Below are 23425 nucleotides of genomic sequence, written 5' to 3' on the forward strand. Positions count from 1 at the left end.
TAGTGACAAACAGAGATACTATCCAGCGTAAGTGCATGAAGTGCTTATTAATTATAAAGGGAACTTTGAATGGTAAAAATTTTATTTGTATTACTCACTAGCAGCTTTGCATTACTCACTAGTAGTACAGTCCAGGCGGAATACGTTGCTTCGCCCTCGAGTTTTACTGTGGGGGCTGGATACCAATATGGTGGCGTTTTAGGGGCTCGGTATCATTTTCAACATGACAGTCATGTTTTCTCGGCGGCATTAGGATTAGTCGGTGGTGCTTTGGGCTATCAGTATTTTGTTGATGAGAGTCAGTCACACTCATTTGGATTAAGTTTAGGAAGCGAAGCGCTAACCAGTGAAGATGGTTTCGCAGTCATCAACTATGAGTATTATCCCAGTGGCTTTGCTCAAAGTGGTTGGCAATTCGGTGTTAGCGCAGGTCTACGCCGTGAAGATGAAGGTGGCTCTTTTGGAGATCATGGCGATACTAAAACAGATCCTGCCGCTATGATATCAGTGGGCTATAAATTTTAATCATTCATGTTTTAGCGTTATTTTTATAGCGAAAACAAAGTATTGAAATGATTACCTTAATAGTAAAAATTCCAGTGACGCACTGGGGTTTTTGTCTATTTTGGTAATGTTAAAGCTTATAACTCAACCAAAATGGATAAAATAGTGGTGAGTTTATTTTCTAATTCTTGCCATTCAGCCAGTGGATCTGAACCGGCAACAATCCCCGCGCCAGCAAACAGATTAATTCGCCCTGGTTCAATTAAGGCGCAGCGAATGGCCACAGAAAACTCACTCTCGTACTTATTTAAATAACCACATGCGCCCGCATACCAGCCGCGATTATAGCCTTCACGTTGACGGATAAAGTTTAATGCTGATTCTCGCGGTAACCCGCCCACGGCAGGGGTTGGGTGTAAACCTTGAAGTAATTGAAAGTCATTAACACCGGCTTTTAATTCAGCGCGAATAGAGCGGTGTAAGTGCTGAATATGAGTTAATTTAAAAATTTTGGCAGACTCATCCGCACCAACGTAATGGCTTAATGGCGTGAGTACATCAACAATTTGCTGCCTAACCAGTTGGTTTTCATTGCTGTTTTTACTGTCTTCTAGTAGCTGATTGGCAAGAAAATCATCTTCTTCTTGGTTTAAACCACGCACAGTCGTTCCGGCAAGGGCTTCGGTAAATAACTCTTTTTGGCGGCGTAAGTATAAACGCTCAGGCGAGCATGAAATAAAGGTGCGCTCAGGGCTAAATTGAAACCCAAATTGAAAGCTGTTGGGGTTGCGCCCTTGCCAGCAGGCTAATACCATCCAAGGATCGACCACATCATTAATTTCTAACTGAGTTTGGCGCGATAGCACCACTTTAGGGGTGGTGGCATTAAATTTAGGGTTAGTCACTTGCTCAACCAATTCTTTCCAGCGTGGGTAATTTGGCAAGTCACTGCGGCCCATTAAAGGCAGTTTATTAGGTGGTGACAATGGTTTGGCTGGTTTGAGCTGATTGATGGCTTCAATGGCCGCATTACACTCATCATCTTGACTATTATCTTCAAAATTTAAATTTACTAAAATTTTGATGATGTTGTCATGACGGCGCAGTTCTATGCGAGGCAGCACAAAGCGAGTGCGGCCAAATTCAGGCCAGCATTCTACGGTGCGGTCAAAGGCGACGCCGCCGTAGTAGCGAATATCTTGATTACTGCTTTTTCCACGCTGGGATTGGTAAATCGATGCCAGTAGCTCGTCATTAATTTCTTGTTCTTGCTTGAAGTCTTTGCAGGCGCCTACAGCGGCCACTTCTTCTTGTTTGTCACGGGCATGCCAATATATGCGAGGATATTGAGTTTGCGCCCCTAGCCAAGATAATAACGGCAAGGATTTGGCTTCTACTGAGACCTGCACAATCGGCTCTTTGACGTGAGCCAACTTCATAGCGTGTAACTTTTTGATTAACTCGTTAAAGTGCTCAAAAAAAATATGGCCAGCCAATGCAGACTCCAGAGTCAATATCTCAAATAATTGAAATGAAAAAGCGTAAAAGGATTTATATGAATTATGCCTTAAGTTAGTTAAGGGTTCAAAAACTGTCAATCTTCAGGCTTCGATGCTGTGATCATAATGACTTATATCATTAGTTACTAGGCACTTTTTAAACTTACTTATCATTGGCTTCGTTATTTTTACATGAGCTTACACTTTGCTATATTTATTTTAGTTAATTTTGCTTAAAAAGGATAAAATGCATTTTAAATAATTACATGTCGGGCACATAAAACTCAACATGTTAGCAATTATTTACATGATATTAAGGTTTTTAGGAGAGTTCCCCATCAATGACGGTATTACCTGAGTCCCAAGACATAATCCGTATCCCGGTAGAGCGCTTAAGTCTGGGTATGTTTGTGGTGGCGATTGATCGCAATGATAGCAAAGTGGCCATCAGTAATGCTGGGCAGATCAAGCATAAAGACGCCATGGTAAAGCTTGCCAAAGCCGGTATTAAAACCGTATGGGTTGATGTTGAGCGTTCAGCTGATGGCTGCGGTTTAAAGAAAAAGCCCAATTCCCCACTGGTAAAAAAGATAACCAACACCCGAGAATATAAACAAACTCAAGCTAAAAAAATCCTCACTGAAGCAAAAACATTAGTGCGTAAAGTATTGTCTGAAACCTACCAAGGCAAGGCTGTCGAGGTGGCACCATTTGAAGATGTTGCCGACAAAATGCTCGAGTCGGTGATGGATGATGCCGATGCACTTAGGTGTGTGTCAGCATTAAGAACCAAAGACGCTTATTTGCTTGAGCATTCAGTTAACGTGGCATTTTTGCTAGTGACCTTTGGTAAGCACCTAGGTCTTGATGCATCACTGCTTAAAGAGCTTGCTGTGGGTGGGATCTTGCATGATATTGGCAAGGTGCAAGTGGATAACAAAATACTCAACAAGCCAGGTAAATTAACGGCAGAAGAGTTTGAACTTATCAAGATGCATCAGGTGTATGCCATCGACATCATGAGTGATACCCAAGAGATATCTCAGGTGAGTAAAGATGTGTGTTTGATGCACCATGAAAAGCTTGATGGCAAAGGTTACCCCAAAGGCCTTAAAGGCGATGAAATCCCGCAACATGGGCGCATGAGTTGTATTGTTGATATTTATGATGCACTTACTGCAACCCGCTGCTACAAAGAAGCCATGAGCCCAGCTGCAGCATTTAAAATTCTAATGAGTTTGACCCCGTTCCATCTTGATCAAACATTGGTGTACGAATTTATCCGCTGTGTGGGCATTTACCCTGTGGGCTCATTAGTGCAACTGTCTGATGAACGTGTGGGTATTGTATGGGAGTCAGCAGGCAGAGATGCGTTACATCCAGTGGTAAAATGCTTTTATTCACAAAAGCATCAGCGCTATACCGAAGTTACCTTAGTTGATTTACGCAAATGTAACCTCAATATTGACCGCGGTGTATCTCCACGGTCATTAGCTGTGGACCCAAGCCCTTTTTATTAGCCAATACCAATCTCAATACCATGGAGTTGTAGATGAAGTCGCTACTGAGCATTGTTGTGATAATCCTGTCGCTGGCGCTATTAATTCCCGGGGTGACTCAACCCATTTTGACCATCCAAGGCTCCATCGAAAAGTCGGAGTTAGTTGAAGCCGGCGTGACCATGTTTACCGAAAGCTTATCTGAAGATAACCGCAGTAATGCCCGCAGTATGCTGGATATGGCGGTGAGTATGCTCGGCTTTGATAATATTGAAGGAGAGGTAGAGGTTTTTTATAAAACCCGCAGTATTGTTGATACCGTCAATGAGTTATATCAATCCAATAATATTTTAGTTGCAGCATTAGTGGGTTTATTCAGTATCGTTTTTCCGGCGATTAAGTTGCTGACTATGTTGATGGTCAATCTGCCAATATTTAAGCCGTTGCAATATGGATTAATGAGATTCATTGGTGCGATTGGAAAGTGGTCAATGGCAGATGTATTTGTGGTGGCGCTAATCATAGTTTATATGGCGGGCAATGCTTCTGCCGGTATGGGCGAACTATTGACAACCACTGCCCACTTTGAAATAGGCTTTTATTATTTTAGTGCTTATTGTGTGTTTTCAATTGCCAGTCATTGGTTAATGGCCAGTAGCGTTAACAAGCGTCATACCAGTAAACCGTCGCGTTAATTGTATAACATAGTAAAAATAGATATTGGCGGCTTAAACGGACAGTTCCGATAATAACCTTTCATATTCAGAAAGGTTGTTATCTCATTATTATGTTTCGGCTGCTAAATTCAAAAATCATTAAAGCCTGCGCGATAGTTTGCCTGTGCATTATTGCCATTGTTGCCTCGGTGCAAACAACGGGTTTAACCCGCGCTGTGATTGAGCTACTAGCATTTAGTGGCCTGATTGCACTGGCGTTAGCTAAACCTGATATTCAGCAAGAACAGTCAGAGGTTATTAAGCAGCAGAATAACCAACAAGACCTTTAACAGCATTTCGCGCAGACATTGCCGCAACAGCTACTCAAGTTAATCTCCCGTCAATAAAATATACCCAAGTGATGTACTGCCAATCGCCAGCCATAATATGATCCCCAACATTAACGGTTTTGGCCCATTAGCGCGCATTTTACTGACCGTGATACCAGCGCCAATTAAAAACAAACACACAATAAGCAACTGCTTGGATACGCTAAACAGCACGTTATAAACGGGCTGGCCTTGTGGAATAAAGTAAGCAATAAGAATGGCTAAGCAATAAAAGCCAATAAAATACGGGATAGATATTTTTGATTTATCACCGTCAAAAATTATTGCACTCAATAACGCGATAGGAATGATCCAAAGCGCTCTAGCCAGTTTAATGGTAGTGGCGGTTTTAAGGGCTTCATCACCATAAGCAGAGGCGGCGCCAACCACAGATGAAGTATCGTGAATGGCAATCGCACTCCAAACACCAAAATCATATTGGCTAAGTGATAACGCATGGCCAATGGTGGGAAATAAAAATAATGCAGCAGAGTTGAGTAGGAAAATACATGCCAGTGAAACCGCAATTTGATCGTTCTTAGCATTAATAGCAGGCGCGACTGCCGCAATAGCGCTACCTCCGCAGATTGCGGTGCCACAACTGATCAAGTGACCGGTCTTTTGTTCTAGTTTCAATAATCGCGTTAAGCCATAACCCAGAATCAGTGTGAAAAAGATAGAGCCAACGATTAACCCTAGGTTATTGCTACTGGCCACAATCGCTTCAGGTAAGTTAATCCCAAAGCCTAGGCCGACGATTGAATAGGCCAGCAATTGTTTGGTGAGCTTATTTAAATCAATGTTATTTGGCACCATGCCAAGGCTGGCAAGTGTAAACCCCATGAGCAAAGCGATAGGAGAAGAGATAAAAGGCGTTAAGCAGATTATGCCTATGGCGATGAATAACCCTAGTTTGAATCGTGCTGAAATAGCTGCTGTCATTGAAAGTAACTCACAATACTGATGACTTATTGTAGCAAGATCAGTGCTTATGGACGATAAAACTCAGACAATTAATGGTGAACATGAGAAGTTTGCGCATGTAAACTCATTTCACCGCGCGATATATCCAGTATTGAATAACGATAAATCGACATGAATGAGCAATTGGCTGATAAATTCTTTGTTATTCATCCACTGTTATAACTCATCATCGTGAATGATAAGTAGGGGTCGCGAAATGTCGTGACTTGGTTATAATTACAACCACTCTTTACGATATTGTTGGTATCGCGCTTATTATGAATAAACCCCACTCCGTTAATGTCAGTGCTCATGCTAGTGTTAGCCCTAGCTCCAGTACCAGCTCGAGTATTAACTCCAGTATTAGCTCCAGTACCAGCTCGAGTATTGGCCAGAATGTGAGTCCTGATATAAAAAGCAGTCACTTTTTACCAGAAAACACCTTATTACTTTCGGCTATAACTGAGGGTGTGTATGGCTTTGACCTTGATGGTAATGCCGTTTTTATCAATCCTGCCGCCGAGAAAATGACTGGCTGGAAAAGTGAAGAACTGATTGGTAATAATATTCATGATTGTCATCACCATAGTCATGCTGATGGTCGCCATTATCCTCGAGAAGATTGCCCGATATATCGTACTTTGCACGATGGGGTGGCAAGACAAGTCAGTGAAGATGTGTTTTGGCGAAAAGACGGCAGCTGTTTTCCGGTGTATTACAGCTCGACTCCGGTATACGACCATGGTGTATTGATTGGGGTTATCGCGATATTTCGTGATGTCAGTATTCAAAAGCATACCGAAAATTCATTACGAGAGGCTCTGGCACAAGTGCAGGCGCTTTCAGAGCGATTAGCATCTGAGAATCAGTATTTACTTACTGAACTTCAAGGTAAGCAGGGGGCTACAGGTTTATCAGGAAGTAGTCAGGCCATTAAGCACCTGACACAACAGATTAGTTTGGTGGCCAATACTGACAGTACGGTGCTTATTTGTGGTGAAAATGGCACAGGTAAAGAGCTGGTGGCCCGTAGTCTACATCAATTAAGTCATCGTAAAGACCAGCCTATGGTCAGCGTTAATTGTGCCGCATTTTCGGCATCGATTTTGGAAAGTGAACTATTTGGTCATGAAAAAGGCGCTTTTACTGGCGCTACAAGTCGCCGCAAAGGCCGTTTTGAGCTGGCACATAACGGCACCTTATTTCTTGATGAAATAGCAGAGCTCAGCCTTGAGGCTCAATCAAAATTATTACGTGTGATTCAAGAGCAAACCTTTGAGCGTGTGGGCAGCAGTGAATCCATTAAGGTCAATATTCGGCTAATCGCAGCAACTCATCATGATCTGCAAGCTAGAGTGGAGCAAGGTTTGTTTCGAATGGATCTCTATTACCGCTTGAATGTATTTCCTATTTTAGTACCGCCACTGCGTGATCGCAGTGAAGATTTAGCTGAATTGGTGAGCGATTTGGTGGGCTCATTAAGCCAAAAGCTGGGTAAGAAAATCACTAAGGTGAGTGCTAAAGGATTCAAAAAGTTACAGCACTATACTTGGCCGGGTAATGTCAGGGAATTGCAGAACTTAATTGAACGCGAGATTATTCTCACACAAAACGACACCTTGGATTTTAATAGTCTCAACCTCAACCCGCTAAACACGAGTAAGGTAACAGCGAATAGCGGATTAACTTCGCAAGCAAAGCAGGTGATGACATTAGCACAGGCGGAGGCGGCGCATATTGGTGATGTGTTAGCCCAAACCCAATGGCGAATATCTGGAGTTAATGGCGCCGCCAACCTATTAGGCTTACCACCTAGCACGCTTCGATCTCGAATGAAGAAACTGTCTATTACTAGGTAGGGTGCTAGGTAAGGTGCTAGATGAATGAAATAGTGATCATCGTTTGCCTTAAATCGACCATAGTAAAACTGTCATAAGTCACGATATATCATCAATAGGCGATATATCGTGACTTTCTTCATGTGGTGACGGGTTTTTAACTATATTAATCAGTGGTTTAATCATATTTCAGTGTTGGCGTATGTCTTGCTATTCCTAAGAGTATTTTGAATTTAGGAATAAGCATATGTCTGAGCCTGTATCTCGTGCTGTCACTACGGCAAGTCAATCAATCCCAATCGTTAATATTTATGGTAATAAAAGCCACTTAGATAAAATACATGTTCGTGAGCAAAAAGGACTATTTCAACGTATTCGTAAAAGTAGCAATAGCCTGCTGATCATGGTGTTCTTTTTACTGCCATTCATTAATTATCAAGGGCGTCAGGCAATACTGTTTGATGTGACTAAGCAGCAATTCTTCTTTTTTGATGTCACCTTATGGCCACAAGATTTTACCGTTCTGGCATGGGTATTCATGGCCGCGGCCTTTGGCTTATTTTTCATTACCGTTTATTGGGGACGAGTGTGGTGTGGGTTTCTATGTCCGCAAACCGCATGGACGGCGATGTTTATGTGGCTAGAGGCTAAAGTTGAAGGCAATCACCATCATAGGTCAGCTTTAGATAAAGCGCCTTTATCTATTGCTAAAATACGTAAAAGATTCACCAAGCACAGTCTGTGGATGTTAACGGCATTGGTAACAGGTTGTGGTTTCATGGGCTACTTTATGCCTGCAAGAGCACTTTATATCGATATATTTACCTTAAGCAGTGGTTTTTGGACCGGAGTGTGGGTGTGGTTCTTCGCCATATGTACCTATATTAATGCAGGCTGGATGCGCGAAATGATGTGCTTACACTGCTGCCCATATTCACGCTTTCAAGCGGTGATGTTTGACTCTAATACTAAAACAGTAAGCTACGATGCGATGCGTGGGGAAACTCGTGGCCCGCGCAAACGTATCAACAAAAGCGAACAAGCAGTTGTCATTAACAATGCTGAGAAGTCTATAGAATCGGCTCTAGGTGATTGCGTTGATTGCCATCTTTGTGTTGATGTTTGCCCAACAGGCATCGATATCCGTAATGGTTTGCAATATGATTGTATTAACTGCGGTGCTTGTGTCGATGCGTGTAATCAAACAATGGATAAGTTTGGTTATCAACAAAATCTCATTAGTTTCACTAGCGAAAACGCTTTGAAAGGTGAAGCTAAGCCTTCTATATGGTCAGTTAAAGCAGTGGGGTACGCCAGTGCGTTAATCATTATGTTGTTACTGATTGTGATGGATATATATCAGCGCAGCGATATTCAACTTAATGTGATTCGCGATCGCCAAAGTCTGTACCGTGAAATCAGTGACACGGTGACAGAGAATAGCTATCTATTAAAAATTAGGAATAAAACCCAACAAGCTGCTGTTTACAGGATAAGTGTTATCGCTACTGATGATTCACAATCACAATCACAATCACAATCACAATCACAATCACAATCACAATTTGAGATCCCTAATGACACTTTAGTGATGATTAAGGCTGCCGAGCAGTTAGAGTATCCACTAACGGTGAGGCGCACCGTTATCATCAATCCAAATACAATCGTTAGCCAGAGTTCAGCGTCTATGGATGAAGCAAACAATGCTTCAAAGTCATTTGATCATCTCGAGTTTGTTATTACTGAAGTTACCCCAAAAGGCATGGTGACTTCAGCTCAATTGAATCAAGTATCGCAAGAATCACGTTTTTTTAGGCCCTAGTATCAGCACTGACGTCGGCTGATATAAAAATGGATAATCTACAGTGCTAGCTTATCCATTTTTTCACTAATTTGACCTAGTAAGCAATTGGCGTAGTAATTAATTGACTTAGTTTGGCAGTCAAAATACTATTGCTAAATATAGTTTGACTATCAAACAATAGGCAAGCAATAGGCAAACAAAGGTGGCTTTTGAAATTTTTAAATCAACATCATCATCAATTTAATTCGTTGCACAATACAGGTGAGAAGCGCACCTTGTATGTGTTGATCTTAACCGTTACCGCTATGGTGGTAGAAATTGTCGCCGGTACGATGTACGGTTCAATGGCATTACTAGCCGATGGTTGGCACATGGGCACACATGCTGCGGCGTTTTGTATCACCTTATTTACTTATCGCTATGCTAGAAAACATGCTGGCAGTGATAAATTTTCCTTTGGTACTGGCAAGGTCAGTGTATTAGGTGGTTACACCAGCGCGATAGTGCTTGGGGTAGTGGCGTTATTGATGATGGCAGAGTCGATTCACCGTCTGTTTAACCCGCAAAATATTCAATTTAATGAAGCGATTATGGTGGCCTTTATTGGTTTGGCGGTAAATGTTGTCAGCATGTTCTTGCTTGGCGATCATCATCATGGCCATGATCATTCCCACGGGCATGCTCATTCCGATAGCCACTCACATCATCATTCACATCAGCACTCACATAACCATTCCCGCGATGAAACCGCGCAAGCAGAACATCAGCATGATCACCAACATAAGCTGCATCACGATCACAACTTAAGGGCGGCATATTTACATGTGTTAGCCGATGCATTGACCTCAGTACTGGCTATTGTGGCGCTTATTTTTGGTAAGTTTTATGGCTGGAACTGGCTTGATGCGGTAATGGGTATGGTGGGCGCTGTGGTGATTTGTAAGTGGACCTTAGGGCTATTAAAGCAAACTAGCCCAGTGTTACTGGATGAAAATATTGATCAGCATTATCGTCAGGCGATAACACAAGCATTACAGCCCTTTGCCAGCATCAAAGATATGCATATATGGAAAATCAGTGGCGATCATTACTCGGCGGCTATCATTCTTGAGTCTCATGTTGATAAAAGCATTGCTGAATACAAACAATTATTGGCGAATTTTGATAAAATTAACCATCTCACCCTTGAGGTTCATCCTGTTAAATAATGAAAAATCTACAAAACCTAAATCACTTACTAACTGAATTTTACGACAAGATGGCTTCTTGGGAGCAATCGGTGGTAAAAGAAACCGGCTATTCACTGGCGCAAACCCATACCATTGAAGTGTTGGGCAATCATGGTCCTTTACGCATGAAGGAGTTGGCGCAAAAGCTGGCGATAACCACTGGCACCTTAACTGTTCAGGTGGATAAATTAGTCCAAGCTCAGCTAATTGAACGCTGCGCTCACCCCGATGATAGACGTTCGATAGTGGTGGTGTTAACAGAAGCCGGGCAAGTGATTCATCGCCAGCATAATCAATTACATTTAGATTTAGTGGCTGACTTGAGCCGCAATATCGACCCAGAACATCTACAGGTTTTACAAAGCTGCTTAGCAAAGATGAACCAAGAGTTTTAGGGTTTACTTAACTCTGGCATAGCTCTAAACTCGGTGTGGCTTGAATCTGGCTTAAAGCTTGAGTTTAGTTTTAGTACAAATGCCAGCAATAAAAAAGTCCAAGCTGTATGAATACAGCTTGGACTTTTTTAATGGGCTATTTTTGCTATCTTAAGCGATATAGAGAGTAACAATTAACGCTGATGCATAGCGTAGTCACTGCCATCTTTGGCGGTAAACACTTTGCAGTTACCTTCAGTTGGTAAACAACGTGAATGCAGCATGCTTACCCATTGCTTGTAAGGTGTCGGTAAATTCTTAATCGGCAGTGCCACTTGAATATCTTCAATATGCGCTGGGTCGTTAGCACCCAGTTCACCGTTTCGGTCAAAGCTCACTTCAACATGGGTATCGTTATTTTTTAACACGATAGATGTTGGGTCGCTTTTATGACCAGTTAACGCCACAAATTGACAAGGATTTTGCAATCCACATTGGCTGCCATCTTTCATAAATGCTAGCAGATGAGTGTAGTAAATCACGTAGCTACTTACATCGGCATGAGTCCCGCTAGCCAATGGAAAGTTATTATCTAAAAATATTTTCGCGTTGGTGATTTTATCTGCATTAGTGCTGGTGGCCACAATTTGTTCTTCAATGAAGCTGTTAAGGTCGTGAGCGGCTGTGTTGTGGTTCATAGTAGTCATAATCATAACCTTATCCTCTTCGTTTGATGTCGGCACTTGCTGGTTGTTTTCAGCAATTAATGCCCTGCGTACTGGTTTAACATTTACTGGCTTAAACGGGTTTTGTTAAAACAAACACTGTTTCCCGATTGCTTAATTTGTAGTCTAGTGTATTTTTCACTACAATTTCACAATAAAAATTTTACACTGTGAATTTTACAAAATGCGCAATGATCAAAGCTTGATGAGAAAGTCACATTTCCTTGGCACTAAGATTCGTAATTTACGTAAACGCAATCACCTGACCATGGAAGATTTATCCGCTCGATGTATTCGAGTGGATTCCAGTTCGGCGCCGTCAGTGTCGTACCTTTCGATGATAGAGCGCGGTAAACGTGTCCCCAGTGCAGGAATGCTGGCCGTGATCGCAACCGTGTTTCAAAAAGATGTGGAATGGTTTTTAGATGACATGCCAGAAGAGCAGTCAATCACCCCTGAAAAAGGCCGTCATGGCGGTGTTAGCGGCATGCCGCTTGAGCCTAGTTTCTTGTTTTCAAATGATATATTGCAAATTGCCATTCCAGAAATGTTATCGCAAACAGGTACATCAGGCAGGCAATTTGCCCAGTTACTTATTCGCGCCCATCAAGAGCATCATCAAAATCACTTCCCAGATTTAGAACGAGCCGCTGAAGATATTGGTAAAAAACAACTGCCTCTAGCGGCTGAAGAAATGCTTAATATCGCTAAAAGTATGGGGCTTAAAATCAAGTGGATTGATGAAATCCCCACAGAAGTGATCGATGAAACTGGCGCAAGTTCAGCCCGATTAACCACCTCATTTTTTGAGCCGCCAGCGACGATTTATATTAATAAAGCCCTGAAAGCCAATGTACCGCGATTAAAATATGACTTGGCGGTGCATATTGGCCATTGTGTTTTACACAATAAAGATGGCCTTAAAAGTGTGATGACCTCAGGGCGTCGGGTAGAAATTGATGATGACAGCTCAATGCAATCAAATACCCTTAATGCTCAAGATATTTTGCATGCATGGCGTGATTTTGAATCGAGCTTTTTTGCTGGCGCTTTATTATGTCCCAAGGTGCCATTTAGACAATTACTCGACCGTCATGGCTATGAAATTGCGGTACATAAACAACTGCAAGTGTCAGCATCAGTGGCAATGCGCCGCATGACGGTAGTGTCACCTTATCCACACTGGCATTACTTTGATGCCTATGCGCCAGGAAAGCTAAAAGCGGTTTATCGTGGCAATGGTATTCCACTGCCGTGGGGCAATATGCGCATTGTTGAAGATCCATGTCATCACTGGGCAGTGTTTAGAAAAATTAATGAACCTAGCACTGATGGCACCTCGGCGCAGATCTCGATTTTAAATGTCGGTAACGAGCCGCGAATTTACTGTTGCGAATCAATCAAAGTTGATGATTCTGCAGGCAATCCACATGTGCTATGTGCGGGCATTGATCTCAACCCTGCCATTGAAGCCCAAGGCAAGGATGCAAAATCCATTACCGCCGATTTAAAGAAAGCCTGTGTTGATAATGGCGGTTTGGTGGCCATTCCAAAACACATCAAAGCTGATTTAACCAGTGTGGCTAAAATTCTGAATATCAATTGGATTGAGCGCGGCATAGACAATGATGCTCGGGTGATTTGCTCTCGCGGCGCCGTGTGTCCACGCCAGCCAAGCTGCTACGCTGCGGGTAAAGCCTTGTGTGAAGAAAGCTAGCGCTGTTGTTAATAGGCGTCAAATTCTCTGCAAAGGGCAATTTGACCGCTTTAGCTAGCACTTGCAGATTCACTTGAGTGATAAATCAATTAGGTGACTGTTTACAAATACTTTTGTTCTGATACTTTTGTTCTGATATTGTTGTTAACCTTGAATTTTGGAGAGTTAATAGCGTTTTAATGCAAAACGACTTTAAACCCTCATTTAACACCATCTATTCGCTATTTAGATGCTTGGTGTTTGCTGTAAAGGAATACAGTTATGCTCGAATTTTTATTAATCAATGCCAATACACCCTATGCGATAGCATTGACTTTAGTGCTGACCCTAGCTGTTTTAGAGGGAGTTGGCTTAGTCATTGGTTTCAGTATTTCCAGCCTGTTAGATCACATATCCCCAATCGATTTAGATTTTGATGCAGGCATTGATGTTGCTCAAACAGGGTTAACGCCGTTACTGGGTTGGCTTTGCCTTAATAAGTTGCCATTACTTATTTGGTTAGTGCTGTTGTTAACCAGCTTTACGCTCCTAGGCTACAGTTTAAATTTCTTGAGCTACGTTTATGCTGGCCACTTAACCTCCCCAATAATCAGTACGCCTATAGTGCTGATCGCGAGTCTTTTTAGTACCTCAATACTTGGGCGACCTTTGGCAAGAATTCTCCCTAAAAATGAGTCACTAGCGGTATCTACAGACAGTTTTAGTGGTCTGTCAGCCAAAATTACAGTCGGCACCGCCAAACTAAATAGTCCTGCAGAAGCGGTACTGGTAGATCAACATTCTCAGAAACATTATGTGATGGTGGCGCCAGAATTCGCAGAAGAAAGCTTTAGTCAAAATGAACAGGTCGTATTGCTACGTAAGTCTGGCAGTATTTGGCTAGTCGCTAGGCTTGAGCCGTTTTAAGCAATAAGTTTCAACACTGAAATATCAATAAGCTTCAAAAATTAAATCACGGATAGAACCATCATTTGTAATTATTAAAGGAATAGAAATGGACGCCCTAGAAATATCTTCAAGTTCAAATACCATGTTTATCTTAATCATGGCCGGTATAGCAGTCCTTGCTTTTATCACCATCGGATTAATCTTCGCTAAATTATACATTCGCGCCTCAAAAGAAATTGCCTTTGTACGTACCGGTTTTGGTGGCGAAAAAGTCGTAAAAGACGGCGGTACTATTTGCCTACCTGTGTTGCATGAAACCATTCCAGTCAATATGAATACCTTACGTATTGAAGTCGAGAAAACCCAAAAAGATGCGTTGATCACCAAAGACAGAATGCGAGTGGACGTTAAAGCAGATTTTTATTTGCGTGTGGCCCCAAGCCAAGAAGGCATTTCTATGGCAGCGCAAACGCTGGGTACAAGAACCATGCGTGTGGAAGAGCTTAAGAAGCTAATGGAGTCCAAATTCGTTGATGTACTACGCGCCGTTGCTGCTGAAATGACCATGACCGAAATGCATGAACAACGAACTGATTTTGTGCAAAAAGTACAACAAAGTGTTGCTAATGATCTAGAGAAAAATGGTTTAGAACTGGAGTCAGTATCACTAACAGGATTTGACCAAACTGACCTGCAATTCTTTAATGAAAATAATGCCTTTGATGCTGAAGGCCGCGCAAGACTGGCTAAAATTATTGAAGAAAAACGTAAAGAAACCAATGATATTGAACAAGAAAACCGCGTAAAAATCCAGCGCAGAAACTTAGAAGCTGAGCGCCAATCTCTAGAAATAAAAAAAGAAGAAGAGGAAGCACGCCTAAACCAAGAGCAAATAATTGCTTTTAAACGTGCGGATCAAAAAGCTGAAATTGCCAAAACCCGTGAGAGTAATGAGCGTGAAGAGCGTGAAGCTGAAATTGCAAAAGAACAAGCCATTGAAGCCGCTGAAATTGAGAAATCAAAAGACATTGAAACTCGTCAAATTGATAAGAAAAGGGCTCTTGCTCAGGCGCAAATTCAACAACAGCGCGACATTGAAGTGTCTGAACAAGATAAGCAAATTGCTGTCGCAGTGAAGTCAGAAGAAGAGTCAGCAGCAAGAACCAAAGCTGCAGGTGCTGAAAAAGACAAAGTGGAAAAAGAAGAAGCGGTTATTACTGCAAGACAGGTTGCTGAAGCAAACCGTCGTAAAGAAATTGAAGTGATTGACGCTAAGAAAGAAGCTGAGCGAGAAGCTGTCGGGGTGACAGTTCAAGCTGCGGCAGAGAAACAAGCTGCTGAAGATAGAGCCATTGCGATATTAACTGAAGCAAGAGCAGATTCAGATTCAAAGAAACTGCGAGCAGAAGCAGATGAAAAAGTGTTTGCTGTAGAAGCTGCTGGTAAACAAGCTTTGTATGAAGCTGAAAACACCTTGAAAGATGAGCAAATTGAGCTGCAAAAAGCCCTCGCGATATTAAAAGTGCTGCCTGAAATCGTGGCTAATGCCGTTAAACCTTTAGAAAATATAGATGGTATTAAGATTCTTCAAGGCTACCATGGTGCTGGGCCTGGTAACGATGCTAGCGTAGCAACAGGAACGTCAGGTATGGCGGAGCAAATTACCTCGGCAGCGCTTAATTATCGTGCCAATGCACCACTGGTAGACTCAATGCTGCAAGAGCTTGGGTTGGTAGACTCAAAATCTGGCACGTTAAATGACTTAGTGAGTGGTGAAAACTTCTTAACTGATGCAACTCGCAGCGCAATTAAGCAAAGTAATATGCCTCCAGTAACAGCAAATGGTAGTAAAAATTCAGAGGCTTTAGCGCCGAAGGCTAATTAACTGTACTAGCTCAGACTTGGGCTAGCATCTAAACCTAAAAAAGAGGATTAATAATCCTCTTTTTTGTTTTCTCTTGAGTATATTGAACACTGAAATTACAGCAAATTATTTAGCTTCCAGCTTTGCCAGCTTCTAAAATTGGCATTCCCGCTTCGGTAGGAATATAAATCCGCTCGCCACTGCCGTCTTGTAAGCCTTTTATCCAGATATAACGTAAGTAAGCTTCATTATCTTTTAATGATTCACCAATGATCTTGTTGGCTTCTGCTGCAGCCTTGGCAAGTTCGATATCAGCTGCGCCCTCAGATTTTGCTCGAACAATTAGGGCCTTACCTTCTGCTTCGGCAAGTGTGACTCTCGCTTTAGCTTGCATTAAAGCTGCTTGTTCTCTGGCTTTGGATTCTTCAATAAGGATCTGTTTTGACCATTGGGCTTCTTTTAACGCTGCCTGTCCATTGAGTTCCATTTTGTAGACGTTGTATTTTGGCCAAGCCCACAAGGCTAAGATCAATATGATGACCCCTGTGAAGGTCATAAATACTAGAGTTCCTAATGCGATAGCTTGTTTATTCTGGTACATGTTCTATGTGTCCTTACTTTTATTATTGTTATGAAGAGTAATCAACTGGCAACTGAGCCGTACTCATCTAAAATAGCTTTTTATATTATTCCATTATAATTCAGTATTTTGTTGGTAGTTAGCTTAGCGTAATAGATAATAGAAAGTGAAGATCTACCGCAAATTTTGTTTGGGATGAGCTTGTTGTAATAGTCTGGTTTGTGAGCGTTTTATTTAACTGTTAATTTTTGAGCTGGCTAACGTTTCATGGTGGCATAGAGCGTAGAGTTAACTGATTAGGAATAAAACCATTATTAGAGCTTAACAAAGTAAAAGGTTTCCGCTACGAAATATATAATTAGCAGCTACAATTAAATTTAATAACACGTATGTTATGCGGAATAAAAATAAATTTAAAGGACTAAATTTTATCAATAATATAGCAAGAATTACCGCACTTTTTGTTTGTTTTCTTATCTCACTTGCCGTTGGTACGGTAAGTGCTAGCCCTTATGTTACGTTAGATGAACGCGATAAAATTGAAATTGTTGAGGAAAATCTCTGGTATAAAACTTCGCCCCTGATTTCAGATCCTCGATTTACCGATCTAGTGCTCTTATATGCCGATGCCAAGCAAGTGACTTCTACCTTGGGAGGAAACGGGGCTTTTGTGGCAAGGATACCACTAGCCAATAGTCGTGATATTCAGCACACTCGGTTTGTGAATTTATATACAAATTACTTAGACATAGGGACTGCATATTGGCAGTCAGAGCAAGGTGAAGTTGTTGCTTTAGCAAGCTTTGGGCAAATAACTGGTACAAACCCTAAATTAGCTCATTCACAAACCTTCTCACTGATGTTGAGTCAACAAGAGCGTGGTGTACTGTGGATTTTTATACAAGCCAAAAAATTCGCCACACCGGTAGACGTTAATATTTATAGTAAAGCGGCTTTCTATAACAAACAATTTATTACCAATAGCATTAATACTATGGCTTTCTCGGTGATGATTACACTCGCTTTAATTGCATGTTTTATCTATTTCAGAACCCGATATTTAGTGACCTTAGCCTGCGCCGGATATGTTGGTTTTCATGGTTTAGGTTGGCTTGTTGCCTCTGGAGGTTTCGGGCAGCTGTTTAGTGTCAGCGCTTTTAACCCTGTTTATATTGGCATCATGATATTTCCGTTTGCTATCGCTTCTGCAAGTCAATTTACTAAGCTACTGTTTAATTGCCCTCAGGAGCATAGTAAATTCGCAAAGCTATTTAATTTATTATCAATAGTCAGCGTTACTCTTGGCTTATTGATGCCTTTTCTATCCTTTAATAACAGCTTCTTAATATCCCATATTATTGCAGCTGTATGGATCCCAATAAGTATCGGGACAGGCATCTTTATGCTCACCACTTTGGATTTTAAAGCCAAATATTATTTAATAGGTAACCTGTTATATGGCTTGTCTCTGTTTGCTTATGTTTTATCTCATGCCCTAAAACTTGATTGGAATATCTCTACAGAATTGATTGTGCAAGTTGCATTAACAATTGATTGTATTTGTATTTTGTTATCATTGACTGAATGGTTGCAAATAAAACAGAAGGACTATCATCGCAGTTATACTATTTCTCGGATAGACCCATTAACAAAAATAGGCAATCGCTATGCTCAAAATGAAAAGCTCGCCAAGCTAACTGGGGGCTATTGTCTAACATTTATTGATCTTGATGGTTTTAAAGAGATTAACGATACATTTGGCCATGATGAAGGCGATAAATTATTAATTTCCACAGTCAATCTTATTCAACAAAAACTTCAAGGTTTGGGAACTATTTTCAGATCTGGAGGTGATGAGTTTATTTTGGTGGCTGAAATTACAAATCTTCAACAAACAGCTTCAGTGATTTCGCAATTGTCAGTAGCACTGCTCAAAACAGAGCAGGAATTACAGCGAACTAGGTGGAAGAATATAGGTTTAAGTTTTGGTATTGCCACAAGCTTTGAAACAGCAAATCAATCAGAGTGCTTATCACTAGCGGATCAACGAATGTATAAACACAAACAGGAAAAGAAAAAAGATAAGCCACTAATACCCAACATTACTATTAGCCAGTGCTAGTATCGTTAATGCAGAATCTAGCGACAAAATCTTAGTGGTCATTAGGCTTAAACATTGAGTCCAATAATGACATAAACCACAGCGCTAATTGCTGCTGCAATAGTGGCTTAGTTTCTGTATCGAATGGGCAATCATCTTTAAAGTGTTCAATTAAGGCGTGTATTTGTAGCTCATGCCACTCGGGATGAAACTGCAGCCCTAATTGACGCTGGTGGCGAAAGGCTTGCTGGTGACATAGTACTGAACTGGCTTCAATACTGACTTGTTTCATAGGCTTGTTTTCTTGGGCTTGCTGATTAAAATCAAACCCATAAAAATGCCATTGAGGCACCATTAGTGTTTCAGCGACTAATCCGTTTGATAACAGCTTAACCTCATGCCAGCCGAGTTCGGGCTGTTCTAATTTATACAGGCTGGCTCCCAGGGCTGTGGCTAATAGTTGCGCGCCTAAGCAAATGGCTAAAATCGGCATATCAATGTCGATAGCATCCTTTATTAATTCAAGCTCGGCCTGCATCCATGCCGGGTTATTTGCCACATCCGTAGGCCCGCCTAAAATAATTAGCCCATCAAAATTAGTTAACTTAGGCAGCGCGCCTAAAGGCGCCATAAAACAGGTTAGCTGATGGCCGTGACTGTCACACCAATCTTGAATACGCCCCGGGCCTTCAGCGCTGTGGTGTTTGATCGCTGCTAGTGATAATGCGGCCATTACTGTAACTCGCCAGTCTCAAGATAGACTTCAATAACATCACCTTGTTGTAATTGTGGCTGATTTGTTTGCTCATTAAGCGCTGCAATAATCTCAGTGACAGATGGATGCATTGAGCTCGTTGCTACAGTGATTTGAGATATATCAGATAAGTCATGGCTGGTTACCCGCAATAAATGGTCGGCTTCAGGCCTACTTTCTAAGCGTTTAATTAAAAACTGGTTGGGGCTAGTGGGGCTTGCAGCAATATTAAGATAATCAGTAATGCTGGATTTTGGTTGGCCTTGTTGCATATCTAAGGTCGAAAACAACATGATTTTATCAATCATAATGGCTTGCTCGAAGAATTGACTGACACCACCACGTTCAAAGTGGCCTTCAACCACGTCAATGGTTAACTGAGGTAACGCATTATCGATGGTGGGTTTTAGCGTCATCAAATCAAATGGCTGCGGCACAATAGTCCATAGTTGTTGCGGCTGGATTGCCTGCTGTTGCAGCCGTTTTTTTACTGCGTTATCAACTTGAATGTCGACAAAGTGAAACTGCATGATCATCTGCACGTTGTGGGGTTGGTGGTACATGGGTAAGTGTGAGGCAAACAGGCCATCTTCACCGCCAAATAACGTCATACCGTGGATGCCATAATGGGATGATGGTTGCTCAGTAGCTTGTGCTGGATTGAATAGACTGACTAATAGCGTAATGATGGCGAGAATAAAATGAGGTTTGAACATGTTGGGCTCCTATCTGTGTTTATCAGATGGGGCCGTCCCCTTATGGTATCAATTGTGGCTTGTGCGCAATTGCTGAGGTCGTCCTCAAAGACAATGTTACCTAAAAACAATTAGTATTAACAGCTTAGTTACAAGCTGCCCAGTTCAGTACGCTGTGAAATAAAGGTTATGTTTTTTGGAACTCATTCCAAAATGATTTACTCATTACATTTTTCCTGAAAACTCTACCTACAATTGATTAGTGACATAAAAGTAACCACTTTCGACATAATTTAACATTGGTTCCCATTTTGGAATCGATTCCAGTTCTATTATATCGGTGTCAATCAAAACAAAAGGGTGATGACCGATGACTAAAATAGACTTATTGGGACGCCGTAAATTTATCACGGGTTTAGGCGTAGCAGCTGGCGCGGCAATGGTTGCTCCTGCGATGGCAGTATCAGAAAAAGCTGCAGGTGTTAAGTGGGATGAAGAATTTGAAATTGTGATTATTGGTTCGGGCTTTGCCGGATTAGCAGCAGCAATCGAAGCGAAAAAGCTTGGCGCCAAAGATGTGCATATTTTTGAAAAGATGTCCTACTTTGGTGGTAACTCCGCCATTAATGGCGGTCTGTTTGCTGCGCCGGGAACGCCAATGCAGCAACAAGAAGGCGTTGACGATTCAGTTGAGCGCATGGTGGCCGATCAAATGAAAGCAGGTCGTGGTATTGCAGATGAAGCCTTGTTACGTCATGTAGCAGAGCATGCTGTTGAAGCACTGCAAATGACCTTAGATGCAGGTTCTGAATATCATCCGTATTTACAACAACTTGGTGGTCACTCAGTAGCTCGTACTTATCAAACAACCGTAAGTTGCGGCGCGGGGATCACTCAGCCATTACTTAAAAAATGCCGCGAGTTAGGTGTTAACACCCACAACCGTTCGAAGTTTGAAGGCTTCTTAGTCGGTGAAAAAGGTGAAGTATTAGGCGTTAAAATGCGTCAAAACTATCACTTTGAAGAAGACCAACCAGGCAAAGTGATTAATGTGAGAGCGAAACGTGGGGTGATCATGGCCACTGGTGGTTTTGCTCAAAATGTTAATTTACGTATGGCGCAAGATCCAACACTTACTGCTGAAGTGGGTTGTACCAACGCACCCGGCGCAACAGGTGAAGGCATGTACGAAATGTTCCGCTTAGGCGCGGTGCCAGTTCATTTAGCTCATATTCAATCTGGCCCATGGGCATCTCCTGATGAAGGGGGTTTTGGCTATGTGTCTAACTACTCAATTTATAATTTCCCACATTCAATGGCGGTAAACCGCTTAACCGGTAAGCGTTTCATGAATGAAATTGCGGACCGTAAAACACGCGCCGATGCTGAGTTAAGTTGTCGTGACGAGCAAGGTAATCCATATCCTCCATTGCTGATCACCAGCTATAAGGATTCTAAAAAGCATCCAAATACCAAGAAGGTGATTAAGTATAACGTCGGTTGGAAGTTTGAGTCGGTTGATGAATTAGCGACCCATTTCAATGTGCCACTTAAAGCACTCAAAGCGCAGATTAAAGAATATAATCAATATGTTAAATCTGGTGAGGATAAGCAGTTTGGTAAGAACATGACCAAGGCTGCTGGTAAGTACATTGAAGCACCATTTACCGTGGTGCGTTTATGGCCAAAAGTGCATTACTGCCAAGGTGGAGTGCAAATTACTACTAAAGCTGAAGTGAAAGACAGTTTCACAGGACAAGCGATAACAGGTTTATTTGCTGCAGGTGAAGTGTGTGGTGGGATCCATGGGGTCAGCCGTTTAGGAAGTTGTTCGATACCTGAATGTATGGTGATGGGTATGACTGCCGCTCGTAGCATGATGAATGCTTAACATAGCAAGTAAACAAGAGGAATTATTGATGAAAACATTAAAGATTATGCTTGCACTGGCTATGCTTAGTTTCGCCAGCTTATCAGCTCAAGCAGTAGAAATACGTGACTACCATAAAGACGTTATCGGTAAAGATTGTAAAGCGTGCCATGACCAAGGCATGAAGCAATATCCATCTGATGAATCGTGTTTAGCGTGCCACAATGTAGATGATTTAGCTGAACAAACTGCTCGCAGTGAAGAAGATAAGTGGCAAAACCCGCATAACAATCTGCACTATGGTAAAGAGCTACCTTGCCAAGAGTGTCACAGCGAGCATAAAGCGAAAAAGCCACTGTGCAGTAATTGTCACACCTTTGAGTACGGCAAGCATAAAGAATAAGCTTACAGCTTAGTGTTATCCCCAAACAAAAGGAGCGTTTATCGCTCCTTTTTTATGTTTTTATTTCGGTAGCAGGTGTTTAAAAAGACGTTTTAAGAGAGGGTTAAACCTTTGCAGATGCCAGTGATACCACATTGGCTTTGATCAAGTTGACTAATTGCTCCGTGACAGGGCTTTGAGTTTCTGGATTAACGTACACCGACTCATTAAATACCGGCAATGGCGGCAAACCATGCTCAATAGGATCCAATATTTGCATCTTATCGTTAATGCGAAATTCAGCAATAGGGGCAATGGCTAAGTCATTTTCCACCGCCATGCACAGCGCATTAGGTGAGGGTGAAGACAGCAATACATTGATTGGTCGCATCGATAATTGATGATTAGCAAAAACTTGCGCTCGAATTGGGCAGTTTTCAGGATACAGCGCCATTGGAATGGTACTGTGCAAATGGGCATTGCCATTTTTAGCTGCGACCCAATGAAATTGGCGTTCAAATAACAACTCACCATTAACGGGAGCCTGCCAGTGGGTGGCCACAATCACATCAAATTCACCCTGTTGCAGCCGCTTATATAAGTTGCCGCTAACATCGGTATCGATCACTAATTCAATGCGGGTAAATTCACGAATAAATTCTAATAAACAACTATTTAAATAACGTTTAATGTAATCAGTTGGGACGCCAAAGCGAATAGTTTGTTTGTTGGAATTATCTTTAAGTTCATCCAATATTTGTGAATTGAGTTGGATCATCTTATAGGCGTAATTAAGTAGGGTTTCACCGGATTCAGTCAGTGACACCCCTTTGTTATCTCTAAGTAGCAAAGTTTGACCGACACTTTCTTCAAGCTTTTTGATTTGTAGGCTTAAAGCTGATTGGGTGCGGCAAATTTTTTCTGCAGCTTTAGATAAATTGCCACACTCGGCAACCGCAATAAAACTTTCTAACAATTCAACTTTTAACATTGGCTATTACAATTGTTCATAGTGGTATTAGTATTACTCAGTATAGGGTTTCCTTAAAGCTTGTTATTGTTTGAATGTGAAGTTGAAACAATAAATTTACATA

22 protein-coding genes are annotated in these 23425 nt (G+C 41.7%); 15 read left to right on the forward strand and 7 right to left on the reverse strand.

The genetic code is table 11. The features are described 5' to 3' along the window. The first annotated feature begins 69 nt into the window (after positions 1 to 69). The gene (locus tag Q4557_RS06145) at positions 70 to 525 is read left to right on the forward strand and encodes a hypothetical protein (RefSeq protein WP_303411400.1); all 456 of its coding nucleotides are present in this window, start codon (positions 70 to 72) and stop codon (positions 523 to 525) included. A 116-nt stretch (positions 526 to 641) separates the two neighbouring features. Here Q4557_RS06145 and Q4557_RS06150 read toward each other — a convergent pair whose 3' ends face one another. Beyond that, positions 642 to 1943 (reverse strand): isochorismate synthase MenF, encoded by a 1302-nt coding sequence (locus tag Q4557_RS06150; protein WP_102439440.1) that lies wholly within the window; start codon positions 1941 to 1943, stop codon positions 642 to 644. A 401-nt stretch (positions 1944 to 2344) separates the two neighbouring features. Here Q4557_RS06150 and Q4557_RS06155 point away from each other — a divergent pair, with 401 nt between their 5' ends. The 3 genes from Q4557_RS06155 (at position 2345) to Q4557_RS06165 (ending at position 4508) form a co-directional block, all read left to right on the forward strand. After that, positions 2345 to 3523 carry an HD-GYP domain-containing protein gene (locus Q4557_RS06155; RefSeq protein WP_102530642.1) on the forward strand — a complete coding sequence of 393 codons (1179 nt, stop codon included), beginning with the start codon at positions 2345 to 2347 and terminating at the stop codon, positions 3521 to 3523. A gap of 32 nt (positions 3524 to 3555) precedes the next feature. Then, entirely contained in the window at positions 3556 to 4197 is a 642-nt protein-coding gene (locus Q4557_RS06160; RefSeq protein WP_102520420.1) for a paraquat-inducible protein A, read from the forward strand. A gap of 92 nt (positions 4198 to 4289) precedes the next feature. Beyond that, the gene (locus Q4557_RS06165; RefSeq protein ID WP_102439350.1) at positions 4290 to 4508 is read left to right on the forward strand and encodes a hypothetical protein; all 219 of its coding nucleotides are present in this window, start codon (positions 4290 to 4292) and stop codon (positions 4506 to 4508) included. A gap of 39 nt (positions 4509 to 4547) precedes the next feature. On the opposite strand, the gene Q4557_RS06170 is transcribed toward Q4557_RS06165, so the two are convergent. Then, the gene (locus tag Q4557_RS06170) at positions 4548 to 5447 is read right to left on the reverse strand and encodes a YeiH family protein (protein WP_303411533.1); all 900 of its coding nucleotides are present in this window, start codon (positions 5445 to 5447) and stop codon (positions 4548 to 4550) included. Between Q4557_RS06170 and Q4557_RS06175 the strand changes: the two genes are divergently transcribed. From Q4557_RS06175 to Q4557_RS06195, 5 genes are all read left to right on the forward strand, one after another. Next, positions 5389 to 5511: a hypothetical protein gene (locus Q4557_RS06175; protein WP_277869096.1), complete on the forward strand. Its 123-nt coding sequence runs from the start codon at positions 5389 to 5391 to the stop codon at positions 5509 to 5511. The genes Q4557_RS06170 and Q4557_RS06175 overlap by 59 nt on opposite strands. 277 nt (positions 5512 to 5788) lie before the next feature. Next, positions 5789 to 7369, forward strand: a complete 1581-nt coding sequence (locus Q4557_RS06180; protein ID WP_303411405.1) for a sigma-54-dependent Fis family transcriptional regulator — start codon at positions 5789 to 5791, stop codon at positions 7367 to 7369. A gap of 226 nt (positions 7370 to 7595) precedes the next feature. Beyond that, positions 7596 to 9170 carry a cytochrome c oxidase accessory protein CcoG gene (ccoG, locus tag Q4557_RS06185; RefSeq protein ID WP_303411407.1) on the forward strand — a complete coding sequence of 525 codons (1575 nt, stop codon included), beginning with the start codon at positions 7596 to 7598 and terminating at the stop codon, positions 9168 to 9170. Between the two features lie 191 nt (positions 9171 to 9361). Next, on the forward strand, positions 9362 to 10360 hold the full coding sequence (dmeF, locus tag Q4557_RS06190; RefSeq protein WP_303411409.1) for a CDF family Co(II)/Ni(II) efflux transporter DmeF: 999 nt from the start codon (positions 9362 to 9364) through the stop codon (positions 10358 to 10360). Beyond that, positions 10360 to 10776: a MarR family winged helix-turn-helix transcriptional regulator gene (locus Q4557_RS06195; RefSeq protein ID WP_102439355.1), complete on the forward strand. Its 417-nt coding sequence runs from the start codon at positions 10360 to 10362 to the stop codon at positions 10774 to 10776. The genes dmeF and Q4557_RS06195 overlap by 1 nt, the downstream gene beginning before the upstream one ends. Before the next feature lie 173 nt (positions 10777 to 10949). Here the strand turns inward: Q4557_RS06195 and Q4557_RS06200 are convergent, their stop codons facing one another. After that, positions 10950 to 11462 (reverse strand): malate synthase, encoded by a 513-nt coding sequence (locus Q4557_RS06200; protein ID WP_241901072.1) that lies wholly within the window; start codon positions 11460 to 11462, stop codon positions 10950 to 10952. A 202-nt stretch (positions 11463 to 11664) separates the two neighbouring features. Here Q4557_RS06200 and Q4557_RS06205 point away from each other — a divergent pair, with 202 nt between their 5' ends. From Q4557_RS06205 to Q4557_RS06215, 3 genes are all read left to right on the forward strand, one after another. Then, the gene (locus tag Q4557_RS06205; protein ID WP_102475979.1) at positions 11665 to 13197 is read left to right on the forward strand and encodes a DUF3612 domain-containing protein; all 1533 of its coding nucleotides are present in this window, start codon (positions 11665 to 11667) and stop codon (positions 13195 to 13197) included. Positions 13198 to 13458: 261 nt separating this feature from the next. Next, positions 13459 to 14103, forward strand: a complete 645-nt coding sequence (locus tag Q4557_RS06210) for an OB-fold-containig protein (RefSeq protein WP_102475978.1) — start codon at positions 13459 to 13461, stop codon at positions 14101 to 14103. Between the two features lie 88 nt (positions 14104 to 14191). Then, on the forward strand, positions 14192 to 15970 hold the full coding sequence (locus tag Q4557_RS06215; protein ID WP_303411418.1) for a flotillin family protein: 1779 nt from the start codon (positions 14192 to 14194) through the stop codon (positions 15968 to 15970). Between the two features lie 109 nt (positions 15971 to 16079). Here the strand turns inward: Q4557_RS06215 and Q4557_RS06220 are convergent, their stop codons facing one another. After that, a complete protein-coding gene (locus Q4557_RS06220; RefSeq protein WP_102475976.1) occupies positions 16080 to 16550 on the reverse strand; it encodes a hypothetical protein in 471 nt (156 codons plus the stop codon). 373 nt (positions 16551 to 16923) lie between these two features. Between Q4557_RS06220 and Q4557_RS06225 the strand changes: the two genes are divergently transcribed. Next, entirely contained in the window at positions 16924 to 18651 is a 1728-nt protein-coding gene (locus Q4557_RS06225; RefSeq protein ID WP_303411421.1) for a diguanylate cyclase, read from the forward strand. Positions 18652 to 18682: 31 nt separating this feature from the next. Here the strand turns inward: Q4557_RS06225 and Q4557_RS06230 are convergent, their stop codons facing one another. Both Q4557_RS06230 and Q4557_RS06235 read right to left on the reverse strand, forming a co-directional pair. After that, positions 18683 to 19363 carry a type 1 glutamine amidotransferase gene (locus Q4557_RS06230; RefSeq protein ID WP_303411424.1) on the reverse strand — a complete coding sequence of 227 codons (681 nt, stop codon included), beginning with the start codon at positions 19361 to 19363 and terminating at the stop codon, positions 18683 to 18685. Beyond that, positions 19363 to 20100, reverse strand: a complete 738-nt coding sequence (locus tag Q4557_RS06235) for a hypothetical protein (protein WP_303411427.1) — start codon at positions 20098 to 20100, stop codon at positions 19363 to 19365. Before Q4557_RS06235 ends, Q4557_RS06230 begins: the two co-directional genes overlap by 1 nt. A gap of 349 nt (positions 20101 to 20449) precedes the next feature. Between Q4557_RS06235 and Q4557_RS06240 the strand changes: the two genes are divergently transcribed. Further along, entirely contained in the window at positions 20450 to 21970 is a 1521-nt protein-coding gene (locus Q4557_RS06240; protein WP_102439370.1) for a flavocytochrome c, read from the forward strand. 28 nt (positions 21971 to 21998) lie between these two features. Continuing rightward, entirely contained in the window at positions 21999 to 22352 is a 354-nt protein-coding gene (locus Q4557_RS06245) for a cytochrome c3 family protein (RefSeq protein WP_102530965.1), read from the forward strand. A gap of 103 nt (positions 22353 to 22455) precedes the next feature. Here the strand turns inward: Q4557_RS06245 and Q4557_RS06250 are convergent, their stop codons facing one another. Continuing rightward, positions 22456 to 23322 (reverse strand): LysR family transcriptional regulator, encoded by an 867-nt coding sequence (locus Q4557_RS06250; protein ID WP_102439371.1) that lies wholly within the window; start codon positions 23320 to 23322, stop codon positions 22456 to 22458. Positions 23323 to 23425: the final 103 nt, after the last annotated feature.

Origin of the sequence: Shewanella sp. 5_MG-2023, from assembly GCF_030547465.1 — a bacterium.
Classification (GTDB): domain Bacteria; phylum Pseudomonadota; class Gammaproteobacteria; order Enterobacterales; family Shewanellaceae; genus Shewanella.